At 68.1% G+C, this 23,795-nt stretch carries 23 protein-coding genes and 1 tRNA gene; 14 read left to right on the top strand and 10 right to left on the bottom strand.

Features of this window, described 5'->3' with window-relative positions; all coding sequences use genetic code 11:
* The first annotated feature begins 5 nt into the window (after positions 1-5).
* A complete protein-coding gene (gene gatB / locus GYB83_RS20260) occupies positions 6-1,514 on the top strand; it encodes an Asp-tRNA(Asn)/Glu-tRNA(Gln) amidotransferase subunit GatB (protein WP_161897103.1) in 1,509 nt (502 codons plus the stop codon).
* 47 nt (positions 1,515-1,561) lie between these two features.
* Here gatB and GYB83_RS23725 read toward each other — a convergent pair whose 3' ends face one another.
* Together GYB83_RS23725 and GYB83_RS20250 are read right to left on the bottom strand one after the other, a co-directional pair.
* Positions 1,562-1,756, bottom strand: a complete 195-nt coding sequence (locus GYB83_RS23725; protein ID WP_267130344.1) for a hypothetical protein — start codon at positions 1,754-1,756, stop codon at positions 1,562-1,564.
* Positions 1,757-2,270: 514 nt separating this feature from the next.
* Positions 2,271-3,404 carry a PQQ-dependent sugar dehydrogenase gene (locus GYB83_RS20250; RefSeq protein WP_161897102.1) on the bottom strand — a complete coding sequence of 378 codons (1,134 nt, stop codon included), beginning with the start codon at positions 3,402-3,404 and terminating at the stop codon, positions 2,271-2,273.
* A gap of 82 nt (positions 3,405-3,486) precedes the next feature.
* On the opposite strand from GYB83_RS20250, the gene GYB83_RS20245 reads away from it, so the two are divergent.
* Positions 3,487-4,608: a DoxX family protein gene (locus tag GYB83_RS20245; RefSeq protein WP_228461655.1), complete on the top strand. Its 1,122-nt coding sequence runs from the start codon at positions 3,487-3,489 to the stop codon at positions 4,606-4,608.
* Between the two features lie 74 nt (positions 4,609-4,682).
* Here the strand turns inward: GYB83_RS20245 and ilvD are convergent, their stop codons facing one another.
* On the bottom strand, positions 4,683-6,527 hold the full coding sequence (gene ilvD, locus GYB83_RS20240) for a dihydroxy-acid dehydratase (RefSeq protein ID WP_161897100.1): 1,845 nt from the start codon (positions 6,525-6,527) through the stop codon (positions 4,683-4,685).
* 174 nt (positions 6,528-6,701) lie between these two features.
* A complete protein-coding gene (locus GYB83_RS20235) occupies positions 6,702-7,118 on the bottom strand; it encodes a PH domain-containing protein (RefSeq protein ID WP_161897099.1) in 417 nt (138 codons plus the stop codon).
* Between the two features lie 296 nt (positions 7,119-7,414).
* Between GYB83_RS20235 and GYB83_RS20230 the strand changes: the two genes are divergently transcribed.
* The 4 genes from GYB83_RS20230 to GYB83_RS20215 all read left to right on the top strand — a co-directional run bounded on the left by GYB83_RS20230 (position 7,415) and on the right by GYB83_RS20215 (position 11,409).
* Entirely contained in the window at positions 7,415-9,301 is a 1,887-nt protein-coding gene (locus tag GYB83_RS20230; RefSeq protein ID WP_161897098.1) for an acetolactate synthase large subunit, read from the top strand.
* Positions 9,298-9,801, top strand: coding sequence for an acetolactate synthase small subunit (gene ilvN / locus GYB83_RS20225; protein WP_161897097.1), 504 nt, complete (start codon positions 9,298-9,300; stop codon positions 9,799-9,801). The genes GYB83_RS20230 and ilvN overlap by 4 nt, the downstream gene beginning before the upstream one ends.
* A gap of 67 nt (positions 9,802-9,868) precedes the next feature.
* Positions 9,869-10,870, top strand: coding sequence for a ketol-acid reductoisomerase (gene ilvC, locus GYB83_RS20220; RefSeq protein WP_186349872.1), 1,002 nt, complete (start codon positions 9,869-9,871; stop codon positions 10,868-10,870).
* Between the two features lie 101 nt (positions 10,871-10,971).
* Positions 10,972-11,409, top strand: a complete 438-nt coding sequence (locus GYB83_RS20215) for an SRPBCC family protein (RefSeq protein WP_161897095.1) — start codon at positions 10,972-10,974, stop codon at positions 11,407-11,409.
* Positions 11,410-11,465: 56 nt separating this feature from the next.
* On the opposite strand, the gene GYB83_RS20210 is transcribed toward GYB83_RS20215, so the two are convergent.
* Together GYB83_RS20210 and GYB83_RS23420 are read right to left on the bottom strand one after the other, a co-directional pair.
* Positions 11,466-11,966 carry a hypothetical protein gene (locus tag GYB83_RS20210; RefSeq protein WP_161897094.1) on the bottom strand — a complete coding sequence of 167 codons (501 nt, stop codon included), beginning with the start codon at positions 11,964-11,966 and terminating at the stop codon, positions 11,466-11,468.
* A gap of 57 nt (positions 11,967-12,023) precedes the next feature.
* Positions 12,024-12,374: a hypothetical protein gene (locus GYB83_RS23420; protein ID WP_186349817.1), complete on the bottom strand. Its 351-nt coding sequence runs from the start codon at positions 12,372-12,374 to the stop codon at positions 12,024-12,026.
* Positions 12,375-12,528: 154 nt separating this feature from the next.
* On the opposite strand from GYB83_RS23420, the gene GYB83_RS20200 reads away from it, so the two are divergent.
* Both GYB83_RS20200 and GYB83_RS20195 read left to right on the top strand, forming a co-directional pair.
* On the top strand, positions 12,529-13,359 hold the full coding sequence (locus GYB83_RS20200) for a hypothetical protein (protein ID WP_161897093.1): 831 nt from the start codon (positions 12,529-12,531) through the stop codon (positions 13,357-13,359).
* A gap of 139 nt (positions 13,360-13,498) precedes the next feature.
* Positions 13,499-13,945 carry an SRPBCC family protein gene (locus GYB83_RS20195; RefSeq protein WP_161897092.1) on the top strand — a complete coding sequence of 149 codons (447 nt, stop codon included), beginning with the start codon at positions 13,499-13,501 and terminating at the stop codon, positions 13,943-13,945.
* A 63-nt stretch (positions 13,946-14,008) separates the two neighbouring features.
* Here GYB83_RS20195 and GYB83_RS20190 read toward each other — a convergent pair whose 3' ends face one another.
* On the bottom strand, positions 14,009-14,677 hold the full coding sequence (locus tag GYB83_RS20190) for a trypsin-like serine protease (RefSeq protein WP_161897091.1): 669 nt from the start codon (positions 14,675-14,677) through the stop codon (positions 14,009-14,011).
* 300 nt (positions 14,678-14,977) lie between these two features.
* Here GYB83_RS20190 and serA point away from each other — a divergent pair, with 300 nt between their 5' ends.
* Both serA and GYB83_RS20180 read left to right on the top strand, forming a co-directional pair.
* A complete protein-coding gene (serA, locus tag GYB83_RS20185) occupies positions 14,978-16,573 on the top strand; it encodes a phosphoglycerate dehydrogenase (RefSeq protein WP_161897090.1) in 1,596 nt (531 codons plus the stop codon).
* 26 nt (positions 16,574-16,599) lie between these two features.
* Entirely contained in the window at positions 16,600-17,610 is a 1,011-nt protein-coding gene (locus GYB83_RS20180; protein ID WP_161897624.1) for a 3-isopropylmalate dehydrogenase, read from the top strand.
* A gap of 195 nt (positions 17,611-17,805) precedes the next feature.
* On the opposite strand, the gene GYB83_RS20175 is transcribed toward GYB83_RS20180, so the two are convergent.
* Positions 17,806-19,023, bottom strand: coding sequence for an MFS transporter (locus tag GYB83_RS20175; RefSeq protein WP_161897089.1), 1,218 nt, complete (start codon positions 19,021-19,023; stop codon positions 17,806-17,808).
* 85 nt (positions 19,024-19,108) lie between these two features.
* Here GYB83_RS20175 and GYB83_RS20170 point away from each other — a divergent pair, with 85 nt between their 5' ends.
* The gene (locus GYB83_RS20170; protein ID WP_161897088.1) at positions 19,109-19,879 is read left to right on the top strand and encodes a fumarylacetoacetate hydrolase family protein; all 771 of its coding nucleotides are present in this window, start codon (positions 19,109-19,111) and stop codon (positions 19,877-19,879) included.
* Entirely contained in the window at positions 19,876-20,709 is an 834-nt protein-coding gene (locus GYB83_RS20165) for an alpha/beta fold hydrolase (RefSeq protein WP_371865272.1), read from the top strand. Before GYB83_RS20170 ends, GYB83_RS20165 begins: the two co-directional genes overlap by 4 nt.
* Positions 20,710-20,714: 5 nt before the next feature.
* On the opposite strand, the gene GYB83_RS20160 is transcribed toward GYB83_RS20165, so the two are convergent.
* Positions 20,715-21,701 carry a hypothetical protein gene (locus GYB83_RS20160; protein WP_161897087.1) on the bottom strand — a complete coding sequence of 329 codons (987 nt, stop codon included), beginning with the start codon at positions 21,699-21,701 and terminating at the stop codon, positions 20,715-20,717.
* A complete protein-coding gene (locus GYB83_RS20155; RefSeq protein WP_161897086.1) occupies positions 21,688-22,047 on the bottom strand; it encodes a GntR family transcriptional regulator in 360 nt (119 codons plus the stop codon). The genes GYB83_RS20160 and GYB83_RS20155 overlap by 14 nt, the downstream gene beginning before the upstream one ends.
* Positions 22,048-22,137: 90 nt before the next feature.
* On the opposite strand from GYB83_RS20155, the gene gltX reads away from it, so the two are divergent.
* On the top strand, positions 22,138-23,622 hold the full coding sequence (gene gltX / locus GYB83_RS20150; RefSeq protein WP_161897085.1) for a glutamate--tRNA ligase: 1,485 nt from the start codon (positions 22,138-22,140) through the stop codon (positions 23,620-23,622).
* 99 nt (positions 23,623-23,721) lie between these two features.
* Positions 23,722-23,793, top strand: a tRNA-Gln gene (locus tag GYB83_RS20145).
* Positions 23,794-23,795 lie beyond the last annotated feature (2 nt).

The raw sequence follows: 23,795 nt of genomic DNA, 5'->3' as shown, positions 1-23,795 counted from the left end.
ACGCCATGAGTGCGGCTACCGACGACCTGATGGATTTCGACGACGTCATCGCGGCGTACAACCCGGTCATGGGCATGGAGGTCCACGTCGAACTGGGCACCGAGACCAAGATGTTCTGCGGTTGCCCGACGACCTTCGGCGGCGACCCGAACGCCCAGGTGTGCCCGTCGTGCCTGGCGCTCCCGGGCGCTTTGCCTGTCGCGAACGCGAAGGCCATCGAGTCAGCAGTCAAGATCGGTCTCGCGTTGAACTGTTCGATCCGTGAGTCGAGCGTGTTCGCCCGGAAGAACTACTTCTACCCGGACCAGCCGAAGAACTACCAGATCAGCCAGTACGACGAGCCAATCGCCTACGACGGCCACCTCGACGTCAACCTGGCCGACGGCACCGTGTGGCGGGTGGAGATCGAGCGCGCGCACATGGAGGAGGACACCGGGAAGTCGCTGCACATCGGCGGAAGCACCGGCCGCATCCACGGAGCCAGCCACTCGCTGCTCGACTACAACCGCGCGGGTGTGCCGCTTGTCGAGATCGTCACCCGACCCATCGAGGGCGCGGGCGAACGGGCACCCGAGGTGGCGCGCGCATATGTGACGGCCCTGCGCGACCTCCTGAAGTCGCTCGACGTGTCGGACGTCCGCATGGACCAGGGCTCGATGCGCTGCGACGTGAACCTGTCGTTGATGGACAAGGATGCCACCGAGTTCGGCACCCGCACCGAGACGAAGAACGTCAACTCGCTCAAGAGCGTCGAGGTCGCGGTCCGATTCGAGATGGGCCGCCAGGGCGCGGTGCTGTCGGCGGGCGGCGAGATCATCCAGGAGACGCGCCACTTCCACGAGACGGACGGGACCACGTCGGCCGGTCGCCGCAAGGAGACCGCCGAGGACTACCGGTACTTCCCCGAGCCCGACCTGCCGCCGGTGATCGCCGATCCCGAGTGGGTCGAGTCGATCCGTGCGACGCTGCCGGAGCTGCCGTGGGTCCGCCGAGCGCGCATCCAGGCGGAGTGGGGCGTGTCCGACGAGGTCATGCGCGACCTCGTGAACGTCGGGGCCGTCGACCTCATCATCGCGACGGCCGAGGCCGGCGCTCCCGCCGACGCCGCACGCAGCTGGTGGGTGTCGTTCCTCGCGCAGCAGGCCAACACTCGCGAGGTGGAGCTCGCTGACCTGTCGATCACGCCGAAGCAGGTCGCCGAGGTGATCGGGCTCGTCGCCGACGGCAAGTTGACGAACAAGCTCGCACAGCAGGTGGTCGTCGCCGTCCTCGACGGTGAAGGCGAACCGGCCCAGATCGTCGCCGACCGCGGTCTCGAAGTGGTCCGCGACGACTCGGCCCTCCAGAAGGCCGTCGACGAGGCGCTCGCCGCCAACCCCGACATCGCCGACAAGATCCGGAGCGGCAAGGTCCAGGCCGCAGGCAAGATCGTCGGCGACGTCATGAAGGCCACTCGCGGCCAGGCCGATCCGGCGCGCGTGAAGGAACTCGTCCTCGCCGCCTGCGGCGCCTGATTCGCGCGCCGCGAGCGGCGTTCACGCTGCCGCGTCGTTGTGAATCGTCAGCGTTCTCCTTGCGTGCGACCGGATCGGGTGCGTACCTCCGGGTTCGATGAACACGTGCGGCAAACACCGCCGCTCGTCGGACGTTCCGACCCCGCGACGTACGTCCGGATGATCTGTCCGAACGCATCCGCGCGGCGCTGTGCCGTGCACCGTGGATCGCGTGACCCGTCCGGCAGCGGCACCGGCCGCATCAACGGATCGCGCGCCGCCGACAATCCTTCCCCCGCCACCACTATCCAGCGAGATCGTCGAGGCAACCCGACCTTCGTCGTCAGAGGTCAGGGTCATCTCGTTCAGCGACGAATGCTCCGCGGCAGGCACAAGATCCGTCGCCGACTGTCGGTGGGCGACGGTACGGTCACGACAGGTGCCGGATGTGCCGGGTGCCATCCCGGCTGCGCCAAGTCCACCGCCTGCTCGGTTCCCCCTGTGGGGACCGGTGGTTCGGTTCGCCCGGACCGGGCGCTATCGAATTGTCAATGAACGTGCAGCTCCTCGCGCTACCGAAGAACTACATCCATGATATGAATCACCTCTGACAGATACGTACGTTCGACGTGTAGTCCGAACGGACGAACATCGAATTGATGGGTGACCTGGGATTGTGCTCCCGCAGGAACGTGCGCTGTGCGACGTCTCGACCCTTCGACTCGCACGCTCGCTCAGGACGGCGCTCCGCTCAACGAGCGGAGGGGAGTGAAGCCGTCAGGTGCGGTCGTCGGCGGGCGGTTTCGGCATGAAGATCGCGACGCGGTCGTCGGTGCCGACGGGTTTGGCGTTCGACGCGGTCTTGTTGACGGTGGCGAGTTGGAACGCGCCGCCGAGGGAGGTCAGTCGGCCGACGGCGCCGAATGTCTTGGACATGTCCTCGCTGGACGGTTCGGACACCGTCGGCTTGTTGGCCGACGGCTTCCCGAACACGTCGAGCCGCTTCTTGGAGGCGATCGACACCGTGATCGAATCGGTGCCGGTCGCGCAGCCGGTGAGGCCCGGACGGTCGGGCCAGGTCCAGAGGGTCTTCAACGAGTTCTGGGTCACGAGGGACAGTCGGTCGCCCGCGGCGCCGCTGTCGGCGACGTAGAGCCTGCCGTCGCTGCTGTCGCGGCACAGGGCCACGTTCGACCCCAGGCCGGACGCCTCGATCACCGGCTTCGGCGACGACTGATTGGGATCGATCGTGAAGATCTTGCCTGCGAGCGACGATCGGTCGTTCGCGGCACCGGGGTCTCCCGCGTCGCCGGTGGCGACGGTCAGCTCGTTCGGGCCGGTGAACGCGATCGAGCCGAGGTTGCCGGTCGAGCCCTTCGGGATGCCGGTCAGGACGGGTTTCACCGAGCCGGTCGACGCGATCCGGACGATCCGATTGTCGGACGGTGTGGTGATGAGGGCGAAGATCATCTGGTCCTCGGACCACGTGGGCGACAGTTCGAAGTCGACGAGCCCGCCGTCTCCGGACGCGTCGACGTCGACCTTCGCGATCGCGCGCTGCGGTCCGTATCGCTTGGACAGGATGATCTTGCCGGTGGTCCGTTCGGCGACGTACGTCGTCACGCCTTGTTCGTCGGCGGGCCGCAGTCCGGCGGTCGAGTCGAGGCAGGTCGCGATCACCGCCGGGTTGGGGTCGACGCACGGGCCGGTCGCCACGGGTCCGTCGTCCGCCGGGTTCTGCGGCGTCGTCGACGGCACCTGATAGACGTAGGTGGGCACGTCGCTGAACGTGCCGTCGGCCGCGGTCTTCTCCTGATCCTGGAAGCTCGCGCATCCGGCGACGCCCGCCGTCGTGACGACGGCGACGGCCACGGCGGCGGCGCGGCGCGACAGGACGGAAGGCAGGGGCATGCCGTCCACCCTAAACGATCGTTATCAAATCGTCGGGTGCCGCTCAGGCCGTACACATGGGGCTGCGCATAACCTCGGTTGTGTGAACAGCTTTGACGACAGTGATCCGACGCCGACGCGTGGACCTGTGCCGCGGCGGCCCCGTCGACCGCAGCCCGACCGGGACAGCTTCATCGAGCGGCACGGTCGTCGCCCCGCACCAGACCCGGCGCCGCTCGACGATCGTGCCGTGGAGGCGCCCGACGTCGTCGACGATCGACCGCTCGCGGAACCGGAGGCCGATGCGAACGACACGGTCGCGATCGAGCAGGCGTCGTCGCCCGCGGACGTGAACGACACTGCGGTCATCGAACGGCCGACGTCCGACGACGAACCGACAGAGGCGACGACGCGACTGCCGCTGAGCGACGTCGAGGTGACCTCGTCGAATGAGCCCGTCACCACCGAGCCGTTCGCCGGGGTCGACGACGAGAGCGACCGCCCGCGCGGTGAGCGTCGTACCGCGGAGCACCTGACGCAGGATCCGCTGCCGTACATCGAACCGCAGCCGACCACGCCGATCGAGATCCCCGAGTACGAGACCGAGCCTTTTGAACCCGAGCCGTCCGACGAACCCGTGGCGGTGAGCGTCGCCGAACCCGCACCGGTGCGACGCGGCACCCTCGACCTCGGCCTGCTGATCCTGCGGCTCGCCGTAGGCGGAGTGTTCACCGTGCACGGCCTGCAGAAGCTGACGGGCTGGATGAACGGTCCGGGGCTCGACGGATTCGCCGACTTCCTGCAGAACGCGGCCGATCCGAGCCGCGGCTTCGACCCCGACGTGACCAAGTGGCTGGCCCTCACGGCAGGGGTCAGCGAGACCGCGGGCGGCATCCTGCTCGTGCTGGGTCTGCTCACCCCGATCGCCGGATCGGCCGTCCTCGGCAGCATCCTCGTCGCGATGACCTACAAGGCGACCCTCGCGGGCGGCGTCTGGTTCTTCGCGAGCGACGGCGGCGGAAACGGCGTCGAATTCGAGATCGTGCTCGCGGCCGCCGCCGCGGCCCTCATCCTGACCGGCCCCGGTCTCTACTCGGGCGACCGCAGATGGGGATGGGCGCGTCGTCCGGCATGGGGATCGTTCGTGTGGCTGCTCATCGGAGTCGGCGCGGCGGTCGCCGTGTGGGTCGTGTTCAACGGAGCCAACCCGCTGGTCCGGAACTGATCACCCCCGTCTGCCGAACGAAGCCCCTGCACTCGCCGTCGAGTGCAGGGGCTTCGTCGTTGCCGGAGCCGAGGTCAGTCGACGACGCGGACGGCGCCCTTGTCGGCCGACGTCGCGAGCTTCGCGTAGGCGCGCAGAGCCTTCGTGACGGGACGCTGGCGTTCCTTCGGCTGCCACGGATGCTCGGAGGCCTCCATCTTGGCGCGACGCTCGGCGAGCGTCTCGTCGTCGAGGAGCACCTTCAGCGTGCGGGTCTTGACGTCGATGAGGATCTCGTCGCCGTTCTCGACCAGACCGATGTCGCCACCTGCTGCCGCTTCGGGGGAGGCGTGGCCGATGACCAGGCCCGATGAGCCGCCCGAGAACCGGCCGTCGGTGACCAGGCCGCACTTCTTGCCCATGCCGGTGCCCTTCATGAAGGCCGTCGGGTGCAGCATCTCCTGCATGCCGGGGCCGCCGGCGGGGCCCTCGTAGCGGATCACGAGCACTTCGCCTGCCTGCAGTTCCTTCGACAGGATGGCGTGGACGGCGTCCTCCTGGCTCTCGACGACGCGCGCCGGGCCCTGGAAGTGCCACAGCGCCTCGTCGACGCCTGCCGTCTTGAGGATGGCTCCGTTCTGCGCGATGTTGCCGTGCAGAACGGCGAGGCCGCCCTCGACGGTGTAGGCGTGTTCCTTGTCGCGGATGCAGCCGTCGGCGGCGTCGGTGTCGAGCGACTCCCACCGGTTAGACGTGGAGAACGGTTCGACGGTCCGGACGCCGCCCGGCGCCGCGTGGAAGAGCTCGATCGCCTCGTCTGTCGCGGTTCCGCTGCGGATGTCCCAATCGGCGAGGTACGCCTCCAACGACGGGGCGTGGACGGGGTGGACGTCGCGGTTCAGCAGGCCGGCGCGGTTCAGCTCGCCGAGGATGGCGGGGATGCCGCCCGCCCGGTGCACGTGCTCCATGTAGTAGTTCGGCGAGTTCGGTGCGACCTTCGCCAGGCACGGGACGTTGCGCGAGATGCGGTCGATGTCGTGCAGGTCGAAGTGGACCTCGCCCTCCTGCGCCGCGGCCAGGATGTGCAGGACGGTGTTGGTCGAACCGCCCATGGCGACGTCGAGCGCCATCGCGTTCTCGAAGGCCTGGCGGGTAGCGACGTTGCGGGGGAGGACCGACTCGTCGTCGTCCTGGTAGTACCGCTTGGCGATGTCGACGACCAGTTCTCCCGCGCGGGAGAACAGGTCGCGGCGGGCCACCTGGGTGGCGAGGGTCGAACCGTTGCCGGGCAACGAGAGTCCGAGCGCCTCGGTGAGGCAGTTCATCGAGTTGGCGGTGAACATGCCCGAACACGAGCCGCACGTCGGACACGCCGACCGCTCGACCTCGAGCAGTTCCTGATCGTTGACGTTGCTGTCGGCGGAGGCGACGATCGCGTCGATCAGATCGGTGCCCGGTCGGACGACGCCGTTGATGACGACCGACGTTCCGGCTTCCATCGGGCCGCCGGAGACGAACACAGTGGGGATGTTCAGGCGCATCGCCGCGTTCAGCATGCCGGGCGTGATCTTGTCGCAGTTCGAGATGCAGACGAGGGCGTCGGCGGTGTGCGCGTTGACCATGTACTCGACCGAGTCGGCGATGATCTCGCGGCTGGGGAGCGAGTACAGCATGCCGCCGTGGCCCATCGCGATGCCGTCGTCGACGGCGATCGTGTGGAACTCCTTCGCCACGCCGCCCGCCGCGACGACGGCCTCGGCGACGATCTCGCCCACGTTCTTGAGGTGAACGTGACCGGGCACGAACTGCGTGTACGAGTTGGCGATGGCGACGATCGGCTTCCCGAAGTCGTCGTCGGTCATTCCGGTGGCACGCCACAGGGCGCGTGCGCCGGCTGCTTCGCGGCCGACCGTGGTGGTCCGAGACCGAAGGGCTGGCATGAGTTCCTCGCTACGAATCGCTGAATAGTTGTCCCTGCCCCTGCCGGGCTGACGGCCGGGGACTGTCCTTCTACTTTACGCGCGTGGCATGCAGGCTATTCCCGCCGTCTTCGACGTCGCCGAGGTGCGCCGACCATTCGACGCCGTCGTGCCGAGCTGGTTGGGCGCGCCTGGTCAGTCCCGCGCGGCTCGACGCGCCTCGCGTTCGGCGGCGAAGGGATCGGGGACGCGCCCGCCGCTGGCCGCGGAGATGATCGGCATGTCGCCGAAGCCGACTGCGGGCAGGCGGATCTCGCGGCCGTCGGTGGTGACGGCCTGGACCGAACCCCATTTCCGGAAGCGGAGGCCCGCCACCTCGTCCCACGCGAGGGTGGTGGTCCGCAGGGTTCCGACGGCGATGATCCCGTCGGAGTCGACGTGCGTGCGCAGGTGATGGATCCACCACGCGATCGCGAACGGGATGACGGCGGCGAACGCGAACCACACGGAACCGCCCATCAGAATCACCACCACGAACAAGGTGACGGGGACGGCGGCGTACGCGAGCCGCGAGATCTTGAAGTCGAAGGCCGAATCGGTCACGGCACTCATTGTTCCATGTGGCCCGAATAGCGGACGCGGACGCGTCGCGGGCGGATTTGACTAGATCCGTCGCGCTGCTCTACTTTGTTCCGTGTGATGGATCAGAAGATTCTCGTAGTACTCGGTCGGCGCGTCAACGCCTGATCGGTCACTTCGTAGACCCTTCCGAAACACCAACGACGCGCCCCTCGACCAGCACCCGCTGTCGGGGGTTTTTTCTTGCCAGGACCCGGTGACCACCGCGTCGCCGATCTTGGGCGAGAGTGTCGGACACATTACTGGCACACGAGGATGAGGAACGTGCAGTGAGTAATCCAACAGCACACGGTTCGCCGCGGCCGCAGTCGCCGTCGACGGAATCCATGCGATCGGGCGGCGCGAGCGTCGCACCCGAGCGCGTCACCGGCGCACAGTCGGTGGTCCGCACGCTCGAAGAGCTCGGCGTCGAAGTGGTCTTCGGCATTCCGGGCGGTGCCGTCCTCCCGGTGTACGACCCGCTCCTCGACTCGACCAAGGTCCGTCACGTCCTGGTCCGTCACGAGCAGGGTGCGGGCCATGCCGCGACCGGCTACGCCCAGGTCGCGGGCAAGGCAGGCGTCATGATGGCGACGTCGGGCCCCGGCGCCACGAACCTCGTCACGCCGCTCGCCGACGCGCAGATGGACTCGGTCCCGGTCGTCGCGATCACCGGCCAGGTCGGTCGGGCGCTGATCGGCACCGACGGCTTCCAGGAGGCCGACATCAGCGGCATCACGATGCCGATCACGAAGCACAACTTCCTGGTCAGCTCGGCCGCGGACATCCCGCGCACCATCGCCGAGGCCTTCTACATCGCCGAGAGCGGCCGCCCCGGCGCCGTCCTCGTCGACATCCCCAAGGACATCCTGCAGGCGCAGACCACGTTCTCGTGGCCGCCGCAGTTCGACCTGCCCGGCTACCGTCCGGTCACCCGGCCGCACGGCAAGCAGATCCGGGAGGCCGCGCGCCTCATCCAGCAGGCCAAGCAGCCGGTCCTGTACGTCGGCGGCGGCGTCATCAAGTCGGAGGCGTCCGCCGAGCTGATGGAGCTCGCCGAACTCACCGGGATCCCCGTCGTCACCACGCTGATGGCGCGCGGCGCGTTCCCCGACAGCCACCCGCAACACATGGGCATGCCGGGCATGCACGGCACCGTCGGAGCCGTCGCCGCCCTGCAGCGCAGCGACCTGCTGATCACCCTCGGCGCGCGCTTCGACGACCGCGTGACCGGCCAGCTCGACTCGTTCGCCCCGGACGCCAAGGTGATCCACGCCGACATCGACCCGGCCGAGATCGGCAAGAACCGCGACGTCGACGTCCCGATCGTCGGTGACGCGCAAGCCGTGATCGTCGACCTCATCGAGGCCCTGCGCGCCGAGCACGCCACCGGCGGTTCCAAGCCCGACCTCGCCGCGTGGTGGGAGTACCTGAGCGACATCCGTTCGCGGTTCCCGCTCAGCTACGACGGCCAGTCGGACGGTTCGCTGTCGCCCGAGTTCGTGATCCAGCAGCTCGGTGAGATCGCCGGACCGGACGCCGTGTACGTCGCGGGCGTCGGCCAGCACCAGATGTGGGCCGCGCAGTTCGTCAAGTACGAGAAGCCCCGCACGTGGCTCAACTCGGGCGGCCTGGGCACGATGGGCTACTCGGTTCCCGCCGCGATGGGCGCCAAGGCGGCCGCACCGGAGAAGGAAGTCTGGGCCATCGACGGCGACGGCTGCTTCCAGATGACCAACCAGGAGCTGGCGACCTGCGCGATCGAGGGCATCCCGATCAAGGTCGCCCTCATCAACAACGGCAACCTCGGCATGGTCCGCCAGTGGCAGACGTTGTTCTACGACGAGCGGTACTCCAACACCGACCTGGCGACGCACTCGCGGATGATCCCCGACTTCGTCAAGCTCGGCGAGGCGCTCGGCTGCGTGTCGATGCGTGTCGAACGGGAAGAGGACGTCGCGCCCGCCATCGCCAAGGCCCGCGAGATCAACGACCGTCCCGTCCTCATCGACTTCATCGTCGGCAAGGACGCCCAGGTGTGGCCGATGGTCGCCGCGGGCACCGGCAACGACGAGATCATGGCGGCCAGGGACATCCGGCCGCTGTTCGACGACGAGGAGTCGGCGGGCGGACCCGTCGAGGTCCACGAAGTCATGAACGGGAAGGATTCGCTGTGAGCACCACCCATACGCTGAGCGTTCTGGTCGAGGACCGGCCGGGCGTGCTCGCGCGCGTGTCCGGACTGTTCTCGCGCCGCGGCTTCAACATCGAGTCGCTCGCGGTCGGCCCGACCGAACTCAAAGGGATCTCGCGCATGACCATCATGGTCACCGTCGACGACTTCCCCCTCGAACAGGTGACGAAGCAGCTCAACAAGCTGATCAACGTCATCAAGATCGTCGAGCAGGAGCCGTCGAACTCGGTCTCCCGCGAACTGATGATGATCAAGGTCCGCTCCGACGCGGCCAACCGCGGCGAGATCATCGACGTGGTCAACCTGTTCCGCGCGAAGGTCATCGACGTCTCGCCCGAATCGGTCACCGTCGAGGCGACCGGCACGTCCGAGAAGCTCGAAGCGCTCCTCAAGATGCTCGACCCGTACGGCATCCGCGAGATCGCCCAGTCGGGCGGTGTCACGCTCGGACGAGGACCCAAGAGCATGTCCGCGAACCGCTAGCGCGACAATTACAAGCAACCCACTTCTTATCAACCACCTTTCGAAGGGAAACACTGTGGCAGTCGAGATGTTCTACGACGCAGACGCAGATCTGTCGATCATCCAGGGCCGCAAGGTCGCCGTCATCGGCTACGGCAGCCAGGGCCACGCCCACTCGCTGTCGCTCCGCGACTCGGGCGTCGACGTCGTCCTCGGCCTCCGTGAGGGCTCGGCCTCGCGCGCCAAGGCAGAGGAGCAGGGCCTGAAGGTCCTCACCGCGGCCGAGGCGTCCGCATGGGCCGACGTCATCATGGTCCTGGCGCCCGACACCAGCCAGGCGTCGATCTTCACCAACGACATCGAGCCGAACCTGAAGGCGGGCGACGCGCTGTTCTTCGGCCACGGCCTGAACATCCACTTCGACCTGATCAAGCCGCAGGCCGACGTCACCGTCGCGATGGTCGCACCGAAGGGCCCGGGTCACCTGGTCCGCCGCCAGTTCGTCGACGGCAAGGGCGTGCCCTGCCTGATCGCCGTCGACCAGGACCCGACGGGTGAGGGCCAGGCCCTCGCGCTGAGCTACGCCTCCGCCATCGGCGGCGGTCGTGCGGGCATCATCAAGACCACGTTCAAGGAAGAGACCGAGACGGACCTCTTCGGCGAGCAGGCCGTGCTCTGCGGCGGCACCGAGGAACTGGTCAAGACCGGTTTCGAGGTCATGGTCGAGGCAGGCTACGCGCCGGAGATGGCGTACTTCGAGGTCCTGCACGAGCTCAAGCTCATCGTCGACCTCATGTACGAGGGCGGCATCGCGCGCATGAACTACTCGGTGTCGGACACCGCTGAGTTCGGCGGCTACCTGTCGGGCCCGCGCGTCATCGACGCCGACACCAAGGAGCGCATGAAGGCGATCCTCGCCGACATCCAGTCGGGCGAGTTCACCCGTCGCCTCGTCGCCAACGTCGAGAACGGCAACACCGAACTCGAGGGCCTCCGCAAGGCGAACGCCGAGCACCCGATCGAGGTCACCGGCAAGAAGCTCCGCGATCTGATGAGCTGGGTCGACCGCCCGATCACCGAGACCGCCTGAGTCTGAACGACCCGAACGGCCCCGCGTCCACTCCTGGACGCGGGGCCGTTCGTCGTTCTCGCTACTATCCTCTCGTCTACTGGAGGAAGAGGGATATCGCGATGACCGAAGTCCGGCACGAAGCCGTCACCACAGCGCCCCGCGACAAGCTGTTCGCGTACGTCGACGACTACAAGAACGTCCCCGAGTACATGCTCGGCATCACCAGTTTCGAGCCGACGACCGATGTCGACCACGGTAAGGGGTCGGTGTTCGCCGCGGCGTTGAAGATCGGTCCCAAGGAGCTCAAGTCGACGGTCGAATGCACCGAGTGGGTCGAGAACGAGTTGATCAAGCTCGAGTCCGTCTCCGGTTTCGGCGCGAACACGGAATGGTCGTTCCGCGACGGTGACGAGCCGGGCACCTCGGTGCTCAGCGTCGTCTTCGACTTCACCCTGCCCGGCGGCCTCGGAGGCAAGATCCTCGGCGGTCTCATCGGTCCCTTCGCCGATCAGGCGGTCAAGCACGTCGAGTCGAAGATCCGCGCCGCCGTCGAGTGATCGCGCCCTCCGTATCCGGGGGTCGACGGGGAAAGGCCCCCGTCGAGCGGAGCGGGTCAGGGATTCTTGGCGGCGGTGACGGCCGTCCGGATCGCTTCCTGACATTCGGTTCCTGCGGGCTCCGGGCCGACGCCGATGAAGAAGCTGCCGGGGCGGCCCTCGTCTCCGGGGAAGCCTGAGATCGAGAATCCGGCATCGACGTCGGCGCCGGGGAGTTGCACGCGGGTACCGGGCGACACGGAGGCCTGGACGAGTGGCAGCGACAGGACTGCGACCCCGCGTCGAGCGCCTGCCGTCGTGATCAGCACATGTGTCCGATGCAGCACCACGGCGACGTCGTGCTCGGCGTCGGGGTCGGCGCTGTTCGCGCGTCGTCCGAGGAGCCGTCCGACAGCCGACGAGGACGGACGGTTCACGCTGTGATGTAGCCAGACGGGTGATGCGGGATCGATGACGAGTTGGCGTCCGTCCGCGTGCGCGGCGATCGCTGATCGCATCTGTTCGGGAAGCTCTGCCATGGTGATCCGACCGGATGTGCGCTCGTACATCGCTGTCATCGGGTGAGCCTATCCAATGACGGTGGGCCGCGGAGGCGGTGGAGGTGGCCTGATCGGTCAGGCGTCGCCGTTCATACGTGCGGCGCGCTTGATCCGCGACAGCTCACTCGTGTTCTGGATCAACGACACCCAGTTGTAGACCAGCAGCGACAACACTCCCCACCAGCCGAAGATCAGGCAATGCGTCTGCGCACGCCAGAAGGCCGCCCGGATGTCGGCATATGTGCCCGTCGTCTGGACCGGCGTGGTCTGCGCCATGATGACCATGCCCGTCTGCTTCCGGAACACGGCCGTGTACACCGGCGGTCCGGGGGAGTACCCGCCCTGCCACTGGGGCGCCGGGGCACCGTAGGGGAACGGATTCGCCTGCGGATTGCCGTACGGGCTCGGGTTCGACGGGTAGGTCATCGGGATCGCTCTCTTCGGACGGACGTACAGCCGTGGACTGCGCAACGGTATCCCGGCCGGGCGACGACGTCGTTCCATCGAACGACCGTCTGGCCCCGACCGGCACGATGGGTGGTGCGAGGATGATTCCGACAAACCTGAAATGGAGGGAATCGTGACGGCTGCGGATCCGCAGGTCCACTATCCGAACCCGATCGCGTGGTCGAGGCCGGCTCGTGTGGGTGTCGTGGCGGCCGGGGTCGTGTCCTTCGCCGTGGGAGTTGCGTGCATCGTCCTCGGCGTCGAAGGGGTCGTGATCGGCCGCTGGTTCCAGGCCGGAGCCGGACTGCTCGCAGGGCCGGCGATCCTCATCGCCGTCGCGGCGATAGTGCGTCGTTCGGCGTCGAGGAAGGGGACGGGCATTCCGGCCGGACTTCCGTCGTCACCAGGCCGGGACGGACTGCGCCTCGCCACACCTAGGGGGTGGGCGCTGGCCGCAACGGTCATGTCGGCGCTGGTGGCGGCGGCGACGCTTTCCCTGTCCGTCGAGGCATGGCTTCGCACCGGCGGGTCGGACATGAACGTGTGGCGAAGGATGCTGTTCCCTGCGGTCGGCACGGTGACGGCGATCGCCATCGTGCGCGACGTCGCCTTCCGCCTCTCGGTCCTCGACAGTGGGACGGTGGGACTCACCCCGACCAGGATCTCGGTCGACAAGTCGTTCACAAGCGTCCAGGACATCCGCTGGGACGACATCACCAGTGTGACACCCGACGACGGACGAGGCGACAGGGCGCGGCGACTCAAGATCATCGTGACCGGATCCCGCGCCGAGCCGAGTCTGGTGATCTTCCCCGACGATCTCACGATCGGCGCCCGCGCTACGTTCTGGCTCGTCGACTTCTACTGGCGTCACCCGGAAGCGCGCTCCGAACTGTCGGACGATCGAGTGCTCGCCCGGCTCCGCGACGGATCGCTCGTCGAGCGCGACGGTCGGTGCATCTGACCGCGCCCGAGGTGGCTGGAGATTCGCCGGGTGACTGCACCCCGACGTCGACTGTGCCATCGAGTCATGGCATTGTGGTCTGCATAACATCAGGAACAAGAGCTTTCCTGATCGACGACCGCCCGAACCAGGAGACCACATGCCCGGCGTCCGCCACACCGTCACGACCGACACTCCGCGCGACGACGTCTTCGCCTACGTCGACGACTACCGCAACGTCCCCCAATGGATGTTCGGCGTCACCCGCTTCGAACCCGTCACCGACCAGACCTCCGGCCTCGGCGCGACCTACGACGCCACCATGAAGATCGGACCCAAGAACCTCAAATCGACCCTCCGCGTCACCGAATGGGAAGCGGGACGCGTCGTCGTCCTCACCTCCATCGCAGGGTTCGACGTCCAGACCGGCTGGCGATTCGCCGACGCCGACGACGGAACCACCACCGTCGACGTCAACTTCGACTACCAACTCCCCGGAGGACTGGCGGGCCGCGCCCTCGGCTCCCTCATCGAACCCGTCGTCGGCGGTGCCGTGCGTCAGACGGAGACCGCGCTCCGCGCGGCCGTCGAAGGGGCCTCGGCCTGAGAGACGAGAAAAGCGGGCGGGTCCTCGTGTCGAGGGCCCGCCCGCTTTCGCATTCGCTGGGTGCTACGCGACCTTGACGTTGCCGTAGCCCTGGCGGGTCAGGCGGGTCAGGATCGTCTTGCTGCTCGTACCGGTCTCCGGACCGACGCACGAGAGGAAGTAGTACGCGTTCACCATGCCGACCAGGCGGTTGCCGACGACGACCGGGCTGCCCGAATCGCCTTCGATCACGCACATCTGGCTGAAGTGGCTCTGACCATCCGAGAACCAGGTGACGCCGCACGTCTTGCCCGTCGTACGACCGGTCTTGCACAGAACGGTCGGGAATGCCACCGGACGGGTGTCGATCGAACGGATCGTCACACCGTCGACCGTGCGCGTCGGAGCGACCTTCGACGCGTCGAGACGGATGATCGCGACGTCGACGTCGGACGCGCTGTACACGATCGTGCCGATCTGACCGCGCTGCTGGAAACGCTCCGAGAACACCCGCTGACCCGGCTTGCCGCAATGACCGGCGGTCACCGCGATGAGCTCACCGCGATGCGCGCCCGACGTCGGACGACCCACCATCGTCACCGTGCACGCCGCAGCGGTATTGCCGCCCTTCAAGACCAAGATGCCCGAGCCGCCACCAAGCGGCACACGGGGCGCGGCGTCGGCAGCGCCGACACCGATGAGTGACGACACCATCGCCGCCACGACGGCGAGAACCACCATCAGCTTCTTCATTTTCACTCCACTCACGTTCTTGAAACGCACGTCCTTGAAACGAAAGATCCCCACGGCGCGCCGCAGACCCTCCCCACAATAGGCACACCCACCGACATAACCCCAGGCCAGAAACGGACAGCGGGTTGGTCGTGACAAAATCGATACGCCGATCGCAATGTACCTGTGCGGCGTGGCCGCCGCCACAATCGCAGATGGGCGGGTGTGAGCACACCGCCCTCGGCCTCTAGAATCGGGACTGCTGAACCGACGCGTGACATCGGATCGACGATGCCGCACCCCGACACTCTGGAGAACACTGTGACCGATGCCGGCCGCCCAGTCGTCCTGATCGCCGACAAGCTCGCCCCCTCGACCGTGGAAGCACTCGGCGGCGACGTCGAGGTCCGCTGGGTCGACGGCCCGGACCGCCCGAAGCTCCTCGAGGCCGTCGTCGACGCCGACGCCATCCTGGTCCGCTCGGCGACGACCGTCGACGCCGAGGTCCTCGACGCGGGCAAGAAGCTGAAGATCATCGCCCGCGCGGGCGTCGGCCTCGACAACGTCGACGTCCCCGCCGCCACCGCGCGCGGCGTCATGGTCGTCAACGCGCCGACCTCCAACATCCACTCGGCAGCCGAGCACGCCGTCGCGCTGCTCATGTCGACCGCACGTCAGGTGCCCGCGGCCGACGCGACGCTGCGCGAGCACACCTGGAAGCGTTCGTCGTTCTCCGGCGTCGAACTCTTCGACAAGACCGTCGGCGTCGTCGGCCTCGGCCGCATCGGTCAGCTCGCGGCCGCCCGCCTCGCCGCGTTCGAGACGCACATCATCGCGTACGACCCCTACGTGTCCGCTGCCCGCGCCGCACAGCTCGGCATCGAACTGGTCACCCTCGACGAACTCCTCGAGCGCGCCGACTTCATCACCATCCATCTGCCGAAGACTAAGGAGACCGCGGGTCTCATCGGCGCCGAGCAGCTCGCGAAGGTGAAGAAGGACGTCATCATCGTCAACGCCGCGCGTGGCGGACTGATCGACGAGCAGGCGCTCGCCGACGCCATCACCGAAGGCCGCGTCCGCGGCGCGGGCCTCGACGTCTTCGACACCGAGCCGTGCACCGACTCGCCGCTGTTCGAGCTGCCCCAGGTCGTCGTCACCCCGCACCTGGGCGCATCGACCGCCGAGGCCCAGGACCGCGCGGGCACCGACGTCGCCAAGAGCGTCCAGCTCGCGCTCGCGGGCCACTTCGTCCCCGACGCCGTCAACATCACCGGCGGACCGGTCGACGACGAGGTCGCCCCGTGGCTGGAACTGTCCCGCAAGCTCGGCGTCCTCGCGGGCGTCGTCGCGGGCGGCATGCCCACCAACCTGACCGTCGAGGTCCGCGGCGAACTCGCCGCGAGCCCCGTCGACGTCCTCGGCCTCTCGGCCGTCCGCGGCCTCTTCTCCGCAGTCGTCGACGAGCCGGTCACCTTCGTCAACGCGCCCGCCGTGGCGAGCGAGCGCGGCGTCAGCCACGAGGTGATCACCGAGTCGGAGAGCCCCAACCACCGCAGTCAGGTGGACGTGAAGGCCGTGTTCGCCGACGGCAGCACCGTCAACGTCGCGGGCACCCTGACCGGCCCGCGTCAGGTCCAGAAGATCGTCAACGTCAACGGTCGCAACCTCGACCTGCGTGCCGAAGGCCGCAACCTGCTTGTCAGCTACGCGGATCAGCCGGGCTCGCTCGGCAAGATCGGTTCGCTCCTGGGCGACGGCGGCGTCGACATCGTCGCCGCGGCACTCGCACAGGACGCCGACGGTGAGGGGGCGACCATGCTCCTCCGCGTGGACCGCGAGCTCGACGACGCGCTCCTCGCCTCCATCGGCGACGCCGTCTCCGCGACCCTCATCAAGCAGGTGGACCTCTCGTGAGCAATTCCCCGTCGCTTCGCTCGCCCCTGAAACTGGCAGTCATCGGCGGTGACGGAATCGGCCCCGAGGTCACCGCACAGGCGCTGAAGGTGCTGCGTAAGCTGCATCCCGACGTGACGACAACCGAGTACGACTTCGGCGCCCGCCGCTACCACGCGACCGGCGAACTCCTCACGGACGAGGACGTCGCCTCGCTCCGTGAGCACGACGCGATCCTCCTCGGAGCGATCGGCGACCCGTCGGTCCCGTCGGGCGTCCTCGAGCGCGGGTTCCTGCTGAAGCTCCGCTTCATCCTGGATCACCACGTGAACCTGCGGCCGTCGATCCTCTTCGACGGTGTGAAATCCCCGCTGGCGGGCGACCCGACGATCGACTTCATCGTCGTCCGCGAAGGCACCGAGGGCCCGTACACCGGCAACGGCGGCGCGATCCGCGTCGGCACGCCGAACGAGGTCGCCACCGAGGTCAGCGTCAACACCCGCTTCGGCATCGAGCGCGTCGTCCGCGACGCCTTCGCCCGTGCTCAGGCTCGCGGCAAGAAGCTCACGCTGGTCCACAAGACCAACGTGCTGACGTTCGCCGGTTCCATGTGGGCGCGGACCGTCGATGAGGTCGGTCGGGAGTTCCCCGACGTCGTCACCGACTACCTGCACATCGATGCGGCGACGATCTTCATGGTCACCGACCCGGGCCGCTTCGACGTGATCGTCACCGACAACCTCTTCGGCGACATCATCACCGACCTCGCGGCAGCGGTGTCGGGCGGCATCGGACTCGCGGCATCGGGCAACATCGACGCGAATCGCGTCAACCCGTCGATGTTCGAACCGGTCCACGGCAGCGCCCCGGACATCGCGGGCCAGAACATCGCCGACCCGACCGCGGCCATCCTGTCCGTCGCGCTGCTCCTGCGTCACCTCGGCGACGACGAGGGCGCCGCTCGCGTCGAGGCGGCCGTCGCGTCCGACGTCGCCTCCCGCGGTGAGACGCGCGGTTCCACCACCGAGGTGGGCGACCGCATCCTCGCGCTCGTCTGATCGGATTCAACGAAGGACCGCACCGGTTTGCTGTCGGTGCGGTCCTTTTGTTTGTTCGTGCTTTGGCAGGTGCCTCATTGAGACGCGAACATTGTCGACTGCCAGGGGAGTCCACTCAGCGAGACGCAAGGGAACGACGCGGGGTCGAGTTCCTCGTGCTGTCCGAGCGTCTTTGAAGCTGAGTCGCAGGCCAACCTAAGGCTCGTCGACGGCAACCGGCTCCTCGCGGCCGCGCACGGCGTCGCGTGGAACCAGCCCGATGGCGATCAGTGGCGCGACGGCGGCGACGGCGAAGGCCGCCGGATAGCCCGCGGCCTCGATGACGCCGCCGAACAGGGGAGTGGTGGCCGCGGTGGTGACGTATTGCGCGGTGTTCTGGACACCGAGGCTGCGGCCGCTCCACGACGGTCCGGCGAACTCGGCGATCGCGGTGAACGCCAGACCGTTGTCGGCGACGGTGCTGATGGACGCGACCACCATGACGGCAGCCGCGACCGGGCTGCCGATCCAATCGGTCAACGCGAGCAGTGCGGTGGTCGCTCCCGCGGCGACGGCGATCCAGCGGACGGGTCGCATGCGGGATCCCATGACGTCGGACAGGCGACCGGCGGCGATCCGGCCGAATGCGCCGGTCACCTGTGTCGCCGTGACGAGTGCGCCCGCGCCGAACGCCGACCAGCCGTGTCCGACGATCAGCCACGCCGGGACGAACGTCCACAGCATCGACTGCGGGATCACGAGCAGAACGCTGACGGCGTGGACGCGCTGCAGGAAGCGGGACCCGCGGTACGGGTTCCCCGAGATCGCCGCTGCCGAGCTCGCCGGGTGGGGCGGATCGACGACCGCCGCGGCCACCGCGACGAACCCGACGACGGTCACCGCGACGGGTACCGTGAAGGCGGCGGCCAGGCCCCACCTGTCGGCGAAGACGGGCATCGTCAACGCACACACGCCGATGCCGAGCGGCTGGGCCATCTGCCGCACGCCCATCGCGGTTCCGCGTTGATCGGCGGGGAACCATCCGACGACGATCCGCCCGCTCGCGCCGTTCGCGGCGCCCGATCCCAGACCCCCGATCAGCAGTGGGATCACGAGGGCCGAGAACCCGCCGCCGACGGCGGCGACGATCAGGGCTCCGGCGGTGCCGGCCAGTGTCACGGCCAACGACGCGAGCAGAACGCGCCGCTCGCCGAACCTGTCGAGCGCGGCCCCCCAGGCGATGATCGTCAACGTCAGGCCGATGGTCGGCACGGCGGCGAGGGTGGCCGCGTCGGTCAGCGACATCCCGTGGTCCCGGTGCAGGACGGGGATCACGTACGCGACTCCGGCGGTGGCGCAGGTGGTCGTCATTGCGGCGACGAGCGAACAGACGAGCATCGTCCACCGTCGGGTCGCTGACATGGTCTCGGTCATCTGAACACCTCGCTCTGAATCTCAAATAGTGGAACTATCGTTTCATATTCTAGAACACGAAATCGGGTGCGTTAACCTTCGGGGTATGAAACTGGGTCGTGTCGCAAGTCCGGACGGCGTCGCATTCGTCGCCATCGAAGGAGAAGAGGGCCAGGAGACGGCCCGGGAGATCGCGGAGCACCCGTTCGGCGATCCCACGTTCACCGGGCGCACGTGGAAGCTCTCGGACACGCGCGTCCTCGCGCCGATCCTGGCGTCGAAGATCATCGCGATCGGCAAGAACTACGCGGCGCACGCGGCCGAGATGGGGTCGGAGGCTCCCGCGGACCCGGTGATCTTCATCAAGCCCAACACGTCGATCATCGGTCCGAACGTGCCGATCGTGCGGCCGCCGTCGTCCGACCGCGTCGACTTCGAGGGCGAACTCGCCATCGTGATCGGCCGCCCCTGCAAGGACGTGCCCGCCGCCAAGGCGAAGGACGTGATCCTCGGCTACACGGTCGCCAACGACGTGACCGCACGGGATCAGCAGGCGATCGACGGCCAGTGGGCGCGAGCCAAGGGGTACGACACGTTCTGCCCGCTCGGCCCGTGGATCGTCACCGACTTCGACCCGTCCGACGTCGCGATCCGCACCGAACTCGACGGCCAGACCAAGCAGTCGAGCCGCACGTCGTCGATGCTGCATTCCGTCGGTGAGATCGTCGAATGGGTCTCGCGCGTGATGACCCTGCTGCCGGGCGACGTGATCCTGACCGGCACGCCCGAGGGCATCGGCCCGATGACCGCAGGGCAGACGGTGTCGGTGACGGTCGAGGGTATCGGCACGCTCAGCAACCCGGTGATCGACAAGTGACCCGCCCCGGTCGCGTCGCACCGGTCGAGGTCCGCAACGGCGACGCGATCCTGTCGTGCACGGCCGCGGGCGACGGCCCGCTCGTCGTCATGGTGATGGGCACCGGAAGCCCCGGCCGTGTGTGGCACGCCAACCAGCAGCCCGCCCTGATCAAGGCCGGGTACCGGGTCGTCACCTTCGACAACCGGGGCATCGCTCCGTCGAGCGAGTGCGCATCGGGTTTCACCCTCGCCGACATGGTCGCCGACACCGCGGCCGTCATCGAGCACTTCGGCGGACCGGCCTTCGTGGTCGGGACGTCGCTCGGCGGCCGAATAACGCAGGAGTTGACGCTGGCGCGGCCCGACCTCGTTCGCGCCGCGGTGATGCTCGGAACGTACGGCCGGACCACGCCGCTGCTCAAGGCGTACAACGAGGGCGAGATCGCGCTGTTGGACGCCGGTCGGGACCTGCCCGCGCCGTTCTTCGCCGCCGTCACGGCGCATATGAACCTGTCGCCGACGACGCTGGCCGACGACCGGTCCGCGCGTGACTGGCTCGACATCATCGGGTTCGGCGGCCAGTCGTCCACGCCGGGCGTGCGGGCGCAGCTGAGCCTCCCCGAGCGGGACGAGAACCGCCTGGCCGCCTATCGGGCGATCTCTCGGCCGTCGCTGGTCGTCGGGTTCGCCGACGACCGGACGCTGCCGGTCCACCTGGCTCGTGAGGTGGCCGATGCGATTCCCGGATCGCGGTACGAGGAGATCCCGGATGCCGGTCACTTCGGCTACCTGGAACGGCCGGACGCGGTGAACGCGCTCCTCGTCGGGTATCTCGACTCTCAGCGCTGACACTCTCAGGGCCGAGAGCCGGCCGAGCCGACTGCCGTGAGCACGGCGGCGGCGGTGGCCGCATCGTCGACGGTGAGGACGATCGATCGACCCGTGCGACGGTGCACCTCCAGTGCCTCGCCGGAGCGGAGGATCACGCCGGTCCGCCCATTCGCCAGCCGGACGCCGTAGCCGCCGAACTGACCGATGGCCCGCACCGAGATCACTCGCACGTCGGTGATGTCGGCCGCCGCGACGTGCCACCGCGGGAATCCGGCGATCGACCGGATCGTCAATCCCGACGCGTCGACCCGGACGTGGAACGACAGTGACGAGGTCAGGGCGAGGACCACGATGAGCGATGCGACGGCGCTCGCCCACACGGCGGTCATGGGGAGTCCGCAGGCCCAGCCGACGACTGCGGTCCCGATCGAGAGTCCGGCGATCAGCCAGGTGAGCGCGAGGAGCCCGCGACTCGAGGTCTGCGTGCGCAGCCACGCCACTCGGTCTCCGGCTCCGATCGCGATCGGCTCGACGTGGCGGGGAGCTTCGGCGGGGGCGAGGTCGTTCGGCTGGAGTGTCCAGGCGATCGCGGCGGTGATCGACCCGCAGGCGGCGGCGACGGCGACGAGGACCATCGGCGACGGCGCCGCGCCGTCTGTCTGCGCGATCACCACGCCCGTCAGCAGGACCGTGAGGGAGACGGACAGGCTCGCGGCCGTCGTCGACACCCAGCGGAAGAACTGTCCGGGGGTGCCGTCGCGCAGCGGCAGGTAGTTGGCGACGGCGAGACCCGCGGGCGCCAGCCCGGCGATGAGGGTGGCGACGAGGACGGTCCACGCCGCCGCCCATCGGTCGACGTCGCCGTGCAGATTCCAATGGACGCCGATCCGCGTCGACGGCGGCGTCGACAGTGTCTGGACGGCGATCGCCGCGAGGGTCGCGACGATCGGGACGCCGAGGCCGCCGGCGAGATAGGCGCGGGTGCGGCGGGCATGGTCAGTACTGGGCATGGATGGCCTCCTTGATGAGCGCGGACAGGGTCTCGGGGGTGATTCCGGCGGCCGCGGCCTTGGCGGCGAGAGCCACGATGTCCTCGCGGACGTCGCCGAGGGCTCCCGCGGCGTCGGTGAGGACGGCCCCGCGGCCCCGTCGCAGTTCGACGAGCCCTTCGTCCCGCAACGCCTGGTAGGCGTGCAGCACGGTGTGGGTGTTCACGTCGAGGGCGTCGGCGAGCTGTCGGGCGGCGGGCAGGCGGTCCCCGGGGTGGGAGCGTCCGCTCACGACGTCGGCGCGGATGCTCGCCGCGATCTGTTCGAAGATCGGTGCGTCGCTGGCGGGGTCGATGTGGACGAGCATGAGATAGTTCTAGTTCAACTAGAACAACTAAGTCAATGATCCGGCGACCTGGTAAGCGGGCCCGCGGCCTGATGACATAGGCTGACCTGCATGACCACCGGTGAAAACGTTCGCGTCCGATTCTGTCCGTCACCCACCGGAACCCCGCATGTCGGGCTCGCTCGGACGGCGCTCTTCAACTTCGCGCAGGCCCGTCACACGGGCGGCACGTTCGTCTTCCGCATCGAGGACACCGACGCCGCGCGGGACAGCCAGGAGTCGTACGACGCGATCCTGGACGCCCTGCGCTGGCTCGGGCTCGAATGGGACGAGGGCCCCGAGGTCGGCGGCCCGTACGCGCCGTACCGGCAGTCCGAGCGCAAGCAGCTGCACCTCGACGTCGTCGCGAAGCTCCTGGAGGCGGGTGAGGCGTACGAGGCGTTCTCGACTCCCGAGGAGGTGGAGGCGCGCCACCTCGCGGCGGGACGCAACCCGAAGCTCGGCTACGACAACTTCGACCGCGACCTGACCGATGAGCAGCGCGCCGCCTACGTCGCGGAGGGTCGCAGTCCCGTCGTCCGCCTCCGGATGCCCGACGAGGACATCGCATGGGACGACCTGGTCCGCGGCACCACCACGATCAAGGCCGGGACGGTGCCCGACTTCGCGCTCACCCGAGCGAACGGAGACCCGCTGTACACGCTGGTCAACCCGGTCGACGACGCGCTGATGAAGATCACACACGTGCTGCGTGGTGAGGATCTGCTGTCGTCGACGCCGCGTCAGATCGCCCTGTACCAGGCCCTGATCCGCCTCGGCGTGGCCGACCTCGTGCCCGAGTTCGCGCACCTGCCGTTCGTGATGGGCGAGGGCAACAAGAAGCTGTCCAAGCGCGACCCGGAGTCGAACCTCTTCCATCACCGGGACCGCGGCTTCATCCCCGAGGGGCTGCTGAACTACCTCGCACTGCTCGGCTGGGGCTTCTCGAGCGACGAGGACATCTTCACCCTCGATCAGATGACCGAGGCGTTCGACGTCGCCAACGTCAACTCGAATCCGGCGCGCTTCGACCAGAAGAAGGCCGACTCGATCAACGCCGAGCACATCCGTCGTCTCGAGCCCGCCGATTTCGCGGCGCGCCTGCGCGCCTTCCTCGTCGCCCGCGGCGACCTGGTCGAGCCGATCGACGACGCGCAGTTCGCCGTCGTCGCCGATCTCGTGCAGACGCGAATCCAGGTGCTCGGCGATGCGTGGGGTCTGATCGAGTTCCTGTACATCGACGACGCCGATTTCGCGTTCGACGAGAAGGCCGCGGCCAAGAATCTCGGCGCCGACGCGGTGGCCGTCCTCGACGCGACGATCGCCGCCTGTGAGTCCGTGGAGCAGTGGGACACCCCGACGCTGGAGGGTGCGCTCAAGGCCGCTCTGATCGACGGTCTGGAGCTCAAGCCGCGCAAGGCGTTCGGACCGGTCCGCGTGGGCGTCACGGGCGCCGCGGTGAGCCCGCCGCTGTACGAGTCGATGGAGCTGCTCGGCCGCGAGAAGACCCTCGCACGCCTGACGCTCGCCCGACAGGTCGCCGAAAAGGCCGTCTGACCAGTCGATTTGTGGTTTGGGGTGGGGTTGTTGGTAATGTACTCCACGGCCCGAGAGGAGCCGGACGCCAAGCGCCCGGCGACGATCGGATCAAACCCTTGGGGTATGGTGTAATTGGCAACACAGCGGTTTCTGGTACCGCCATTCTAGGTTCGAGTCCTGGTACCCCAGCG

The organism is Gordonia spumicola, assembly GCF_009932475.1.
GTDB lineage: Bacteria > Actinomycetota > Actinomycetes > Mycobacteriales > Mycobacteriaceae > Gordonia > Gordonia spumicola.
This window is presented reverse-complemented; position numbering and strand designations above follow the sequence as displayed.

Bases quoted from the DNA above. Each gene is read 5' to 3' on its own strand.
- gatB (WP_161897103.1), top strand. From the start codon at position 6: ATGAGTGCGGCTACCGACGACCTGATGGATTTCGACGACGTCATCGCG.
- GYB83_RS23725 (WP_267130344.1), bottom strand. From the start codon at position 1,756: ATGCGGCCGGTGCCGCTGCCGGACGGGTCACGCGATCCACGGTGCACG.
- GYB83_RS20250 (WP_161897102.1), bottom strand. From the start codon at position 3,404: ATGCCCCTGCCTTCCGTCCTGTCGCGCCGCGCCGCCGCCGTGGCCGTC.
- ilvD (WP_161897100.1), bottom strand. From the start codon at position 6,527: ATGCCAGCCCTTCGGTCTCGGACCACCACGGTCGGCCGCGAAGCAGCC.
- GYB83_RS20235 (WP_161897099.1), bottom strand. From the start codon at position 7,118: ATGAGTGCCGTGACCGATTCGGCCTTCGACTTCAAGATCTCGCGGCTC.
- ilvC (WP_186349872.1), top strand. From the start codon at position 9,869: ATGTTCTACGACGCAGACGCAGATCTGTCGATCATCCAGGGCCGCAAG.
- GYB83_RS20215 (WP_161897095.1), top strand. From the start codon at position 10,972: ATGACCGAAGTCCGGCACGAAGCCGTCACCACAGCGCCCCGCGACAAG.
- GYB83_RS20210 (WP_161897094.1), bottom strand. From the start codon at position 11,966: ATGACAGCGATGTACGAGCGCACATCCGGTCGGATCACCATGGCAGAG.
- GYB83_RS23420 (WP_186349817.1), bottom strand. From the start codon at position 12,374: ATGACCTACCCGTCGAACCCGAGCCCGTACGGCAATCCGCAGGCGAAT.
- GYB83_RS20195 (WP_161897092.1), top strand. From the start codon at position 13,499: ATGCCCGGCGTCCGCCACACCGTCACGACCGACACTCCGCGCGACGAC.
- GYB83_RS20190 (WP_161897091.1), bottom strand. From the start codon at position 14,677: ATGAAGAAGCTGATGGTGGTTCTCGCCGTCGTGGCGGCGATGGTGTCG.
- GYB83_RS20175 (WP_161897089.1), bottom strand. From the start codon at position 19,023: ATGACCGAGACCATGTCAGCGACCCGACGGTGGACGATGCTCGTCTGT.
- GYB83_RS20170 (WP_161897088.1), top strand. From the start codon at position 19,109: ATGAAACTGGGTCGTGTCGCAAGTCCGGACGGCGTCGCATTCGTCGCC.
- GYB83_RS20160 (WP_161897087.1), bottom strand. From the start codon at position 21,701: ATGCCCAGTACTGACCATGCCCGCCGCACCCGCGCCTATCTCGCCGGC.
- GYB83_RS20155 (WP_161897086.1), bottom strand. From the start codon at position 22,047: ATGCTCGTCCACATCGACCCCGCCAGCGACGCACCGATCTTCGAACAG.
- gltX (WP_161897085.1), top strand. From the start codon at position 22,138: ATGACCACCGGTGAAAACGTTCGCGTCCGATTCTGTCCGTCACCCACC.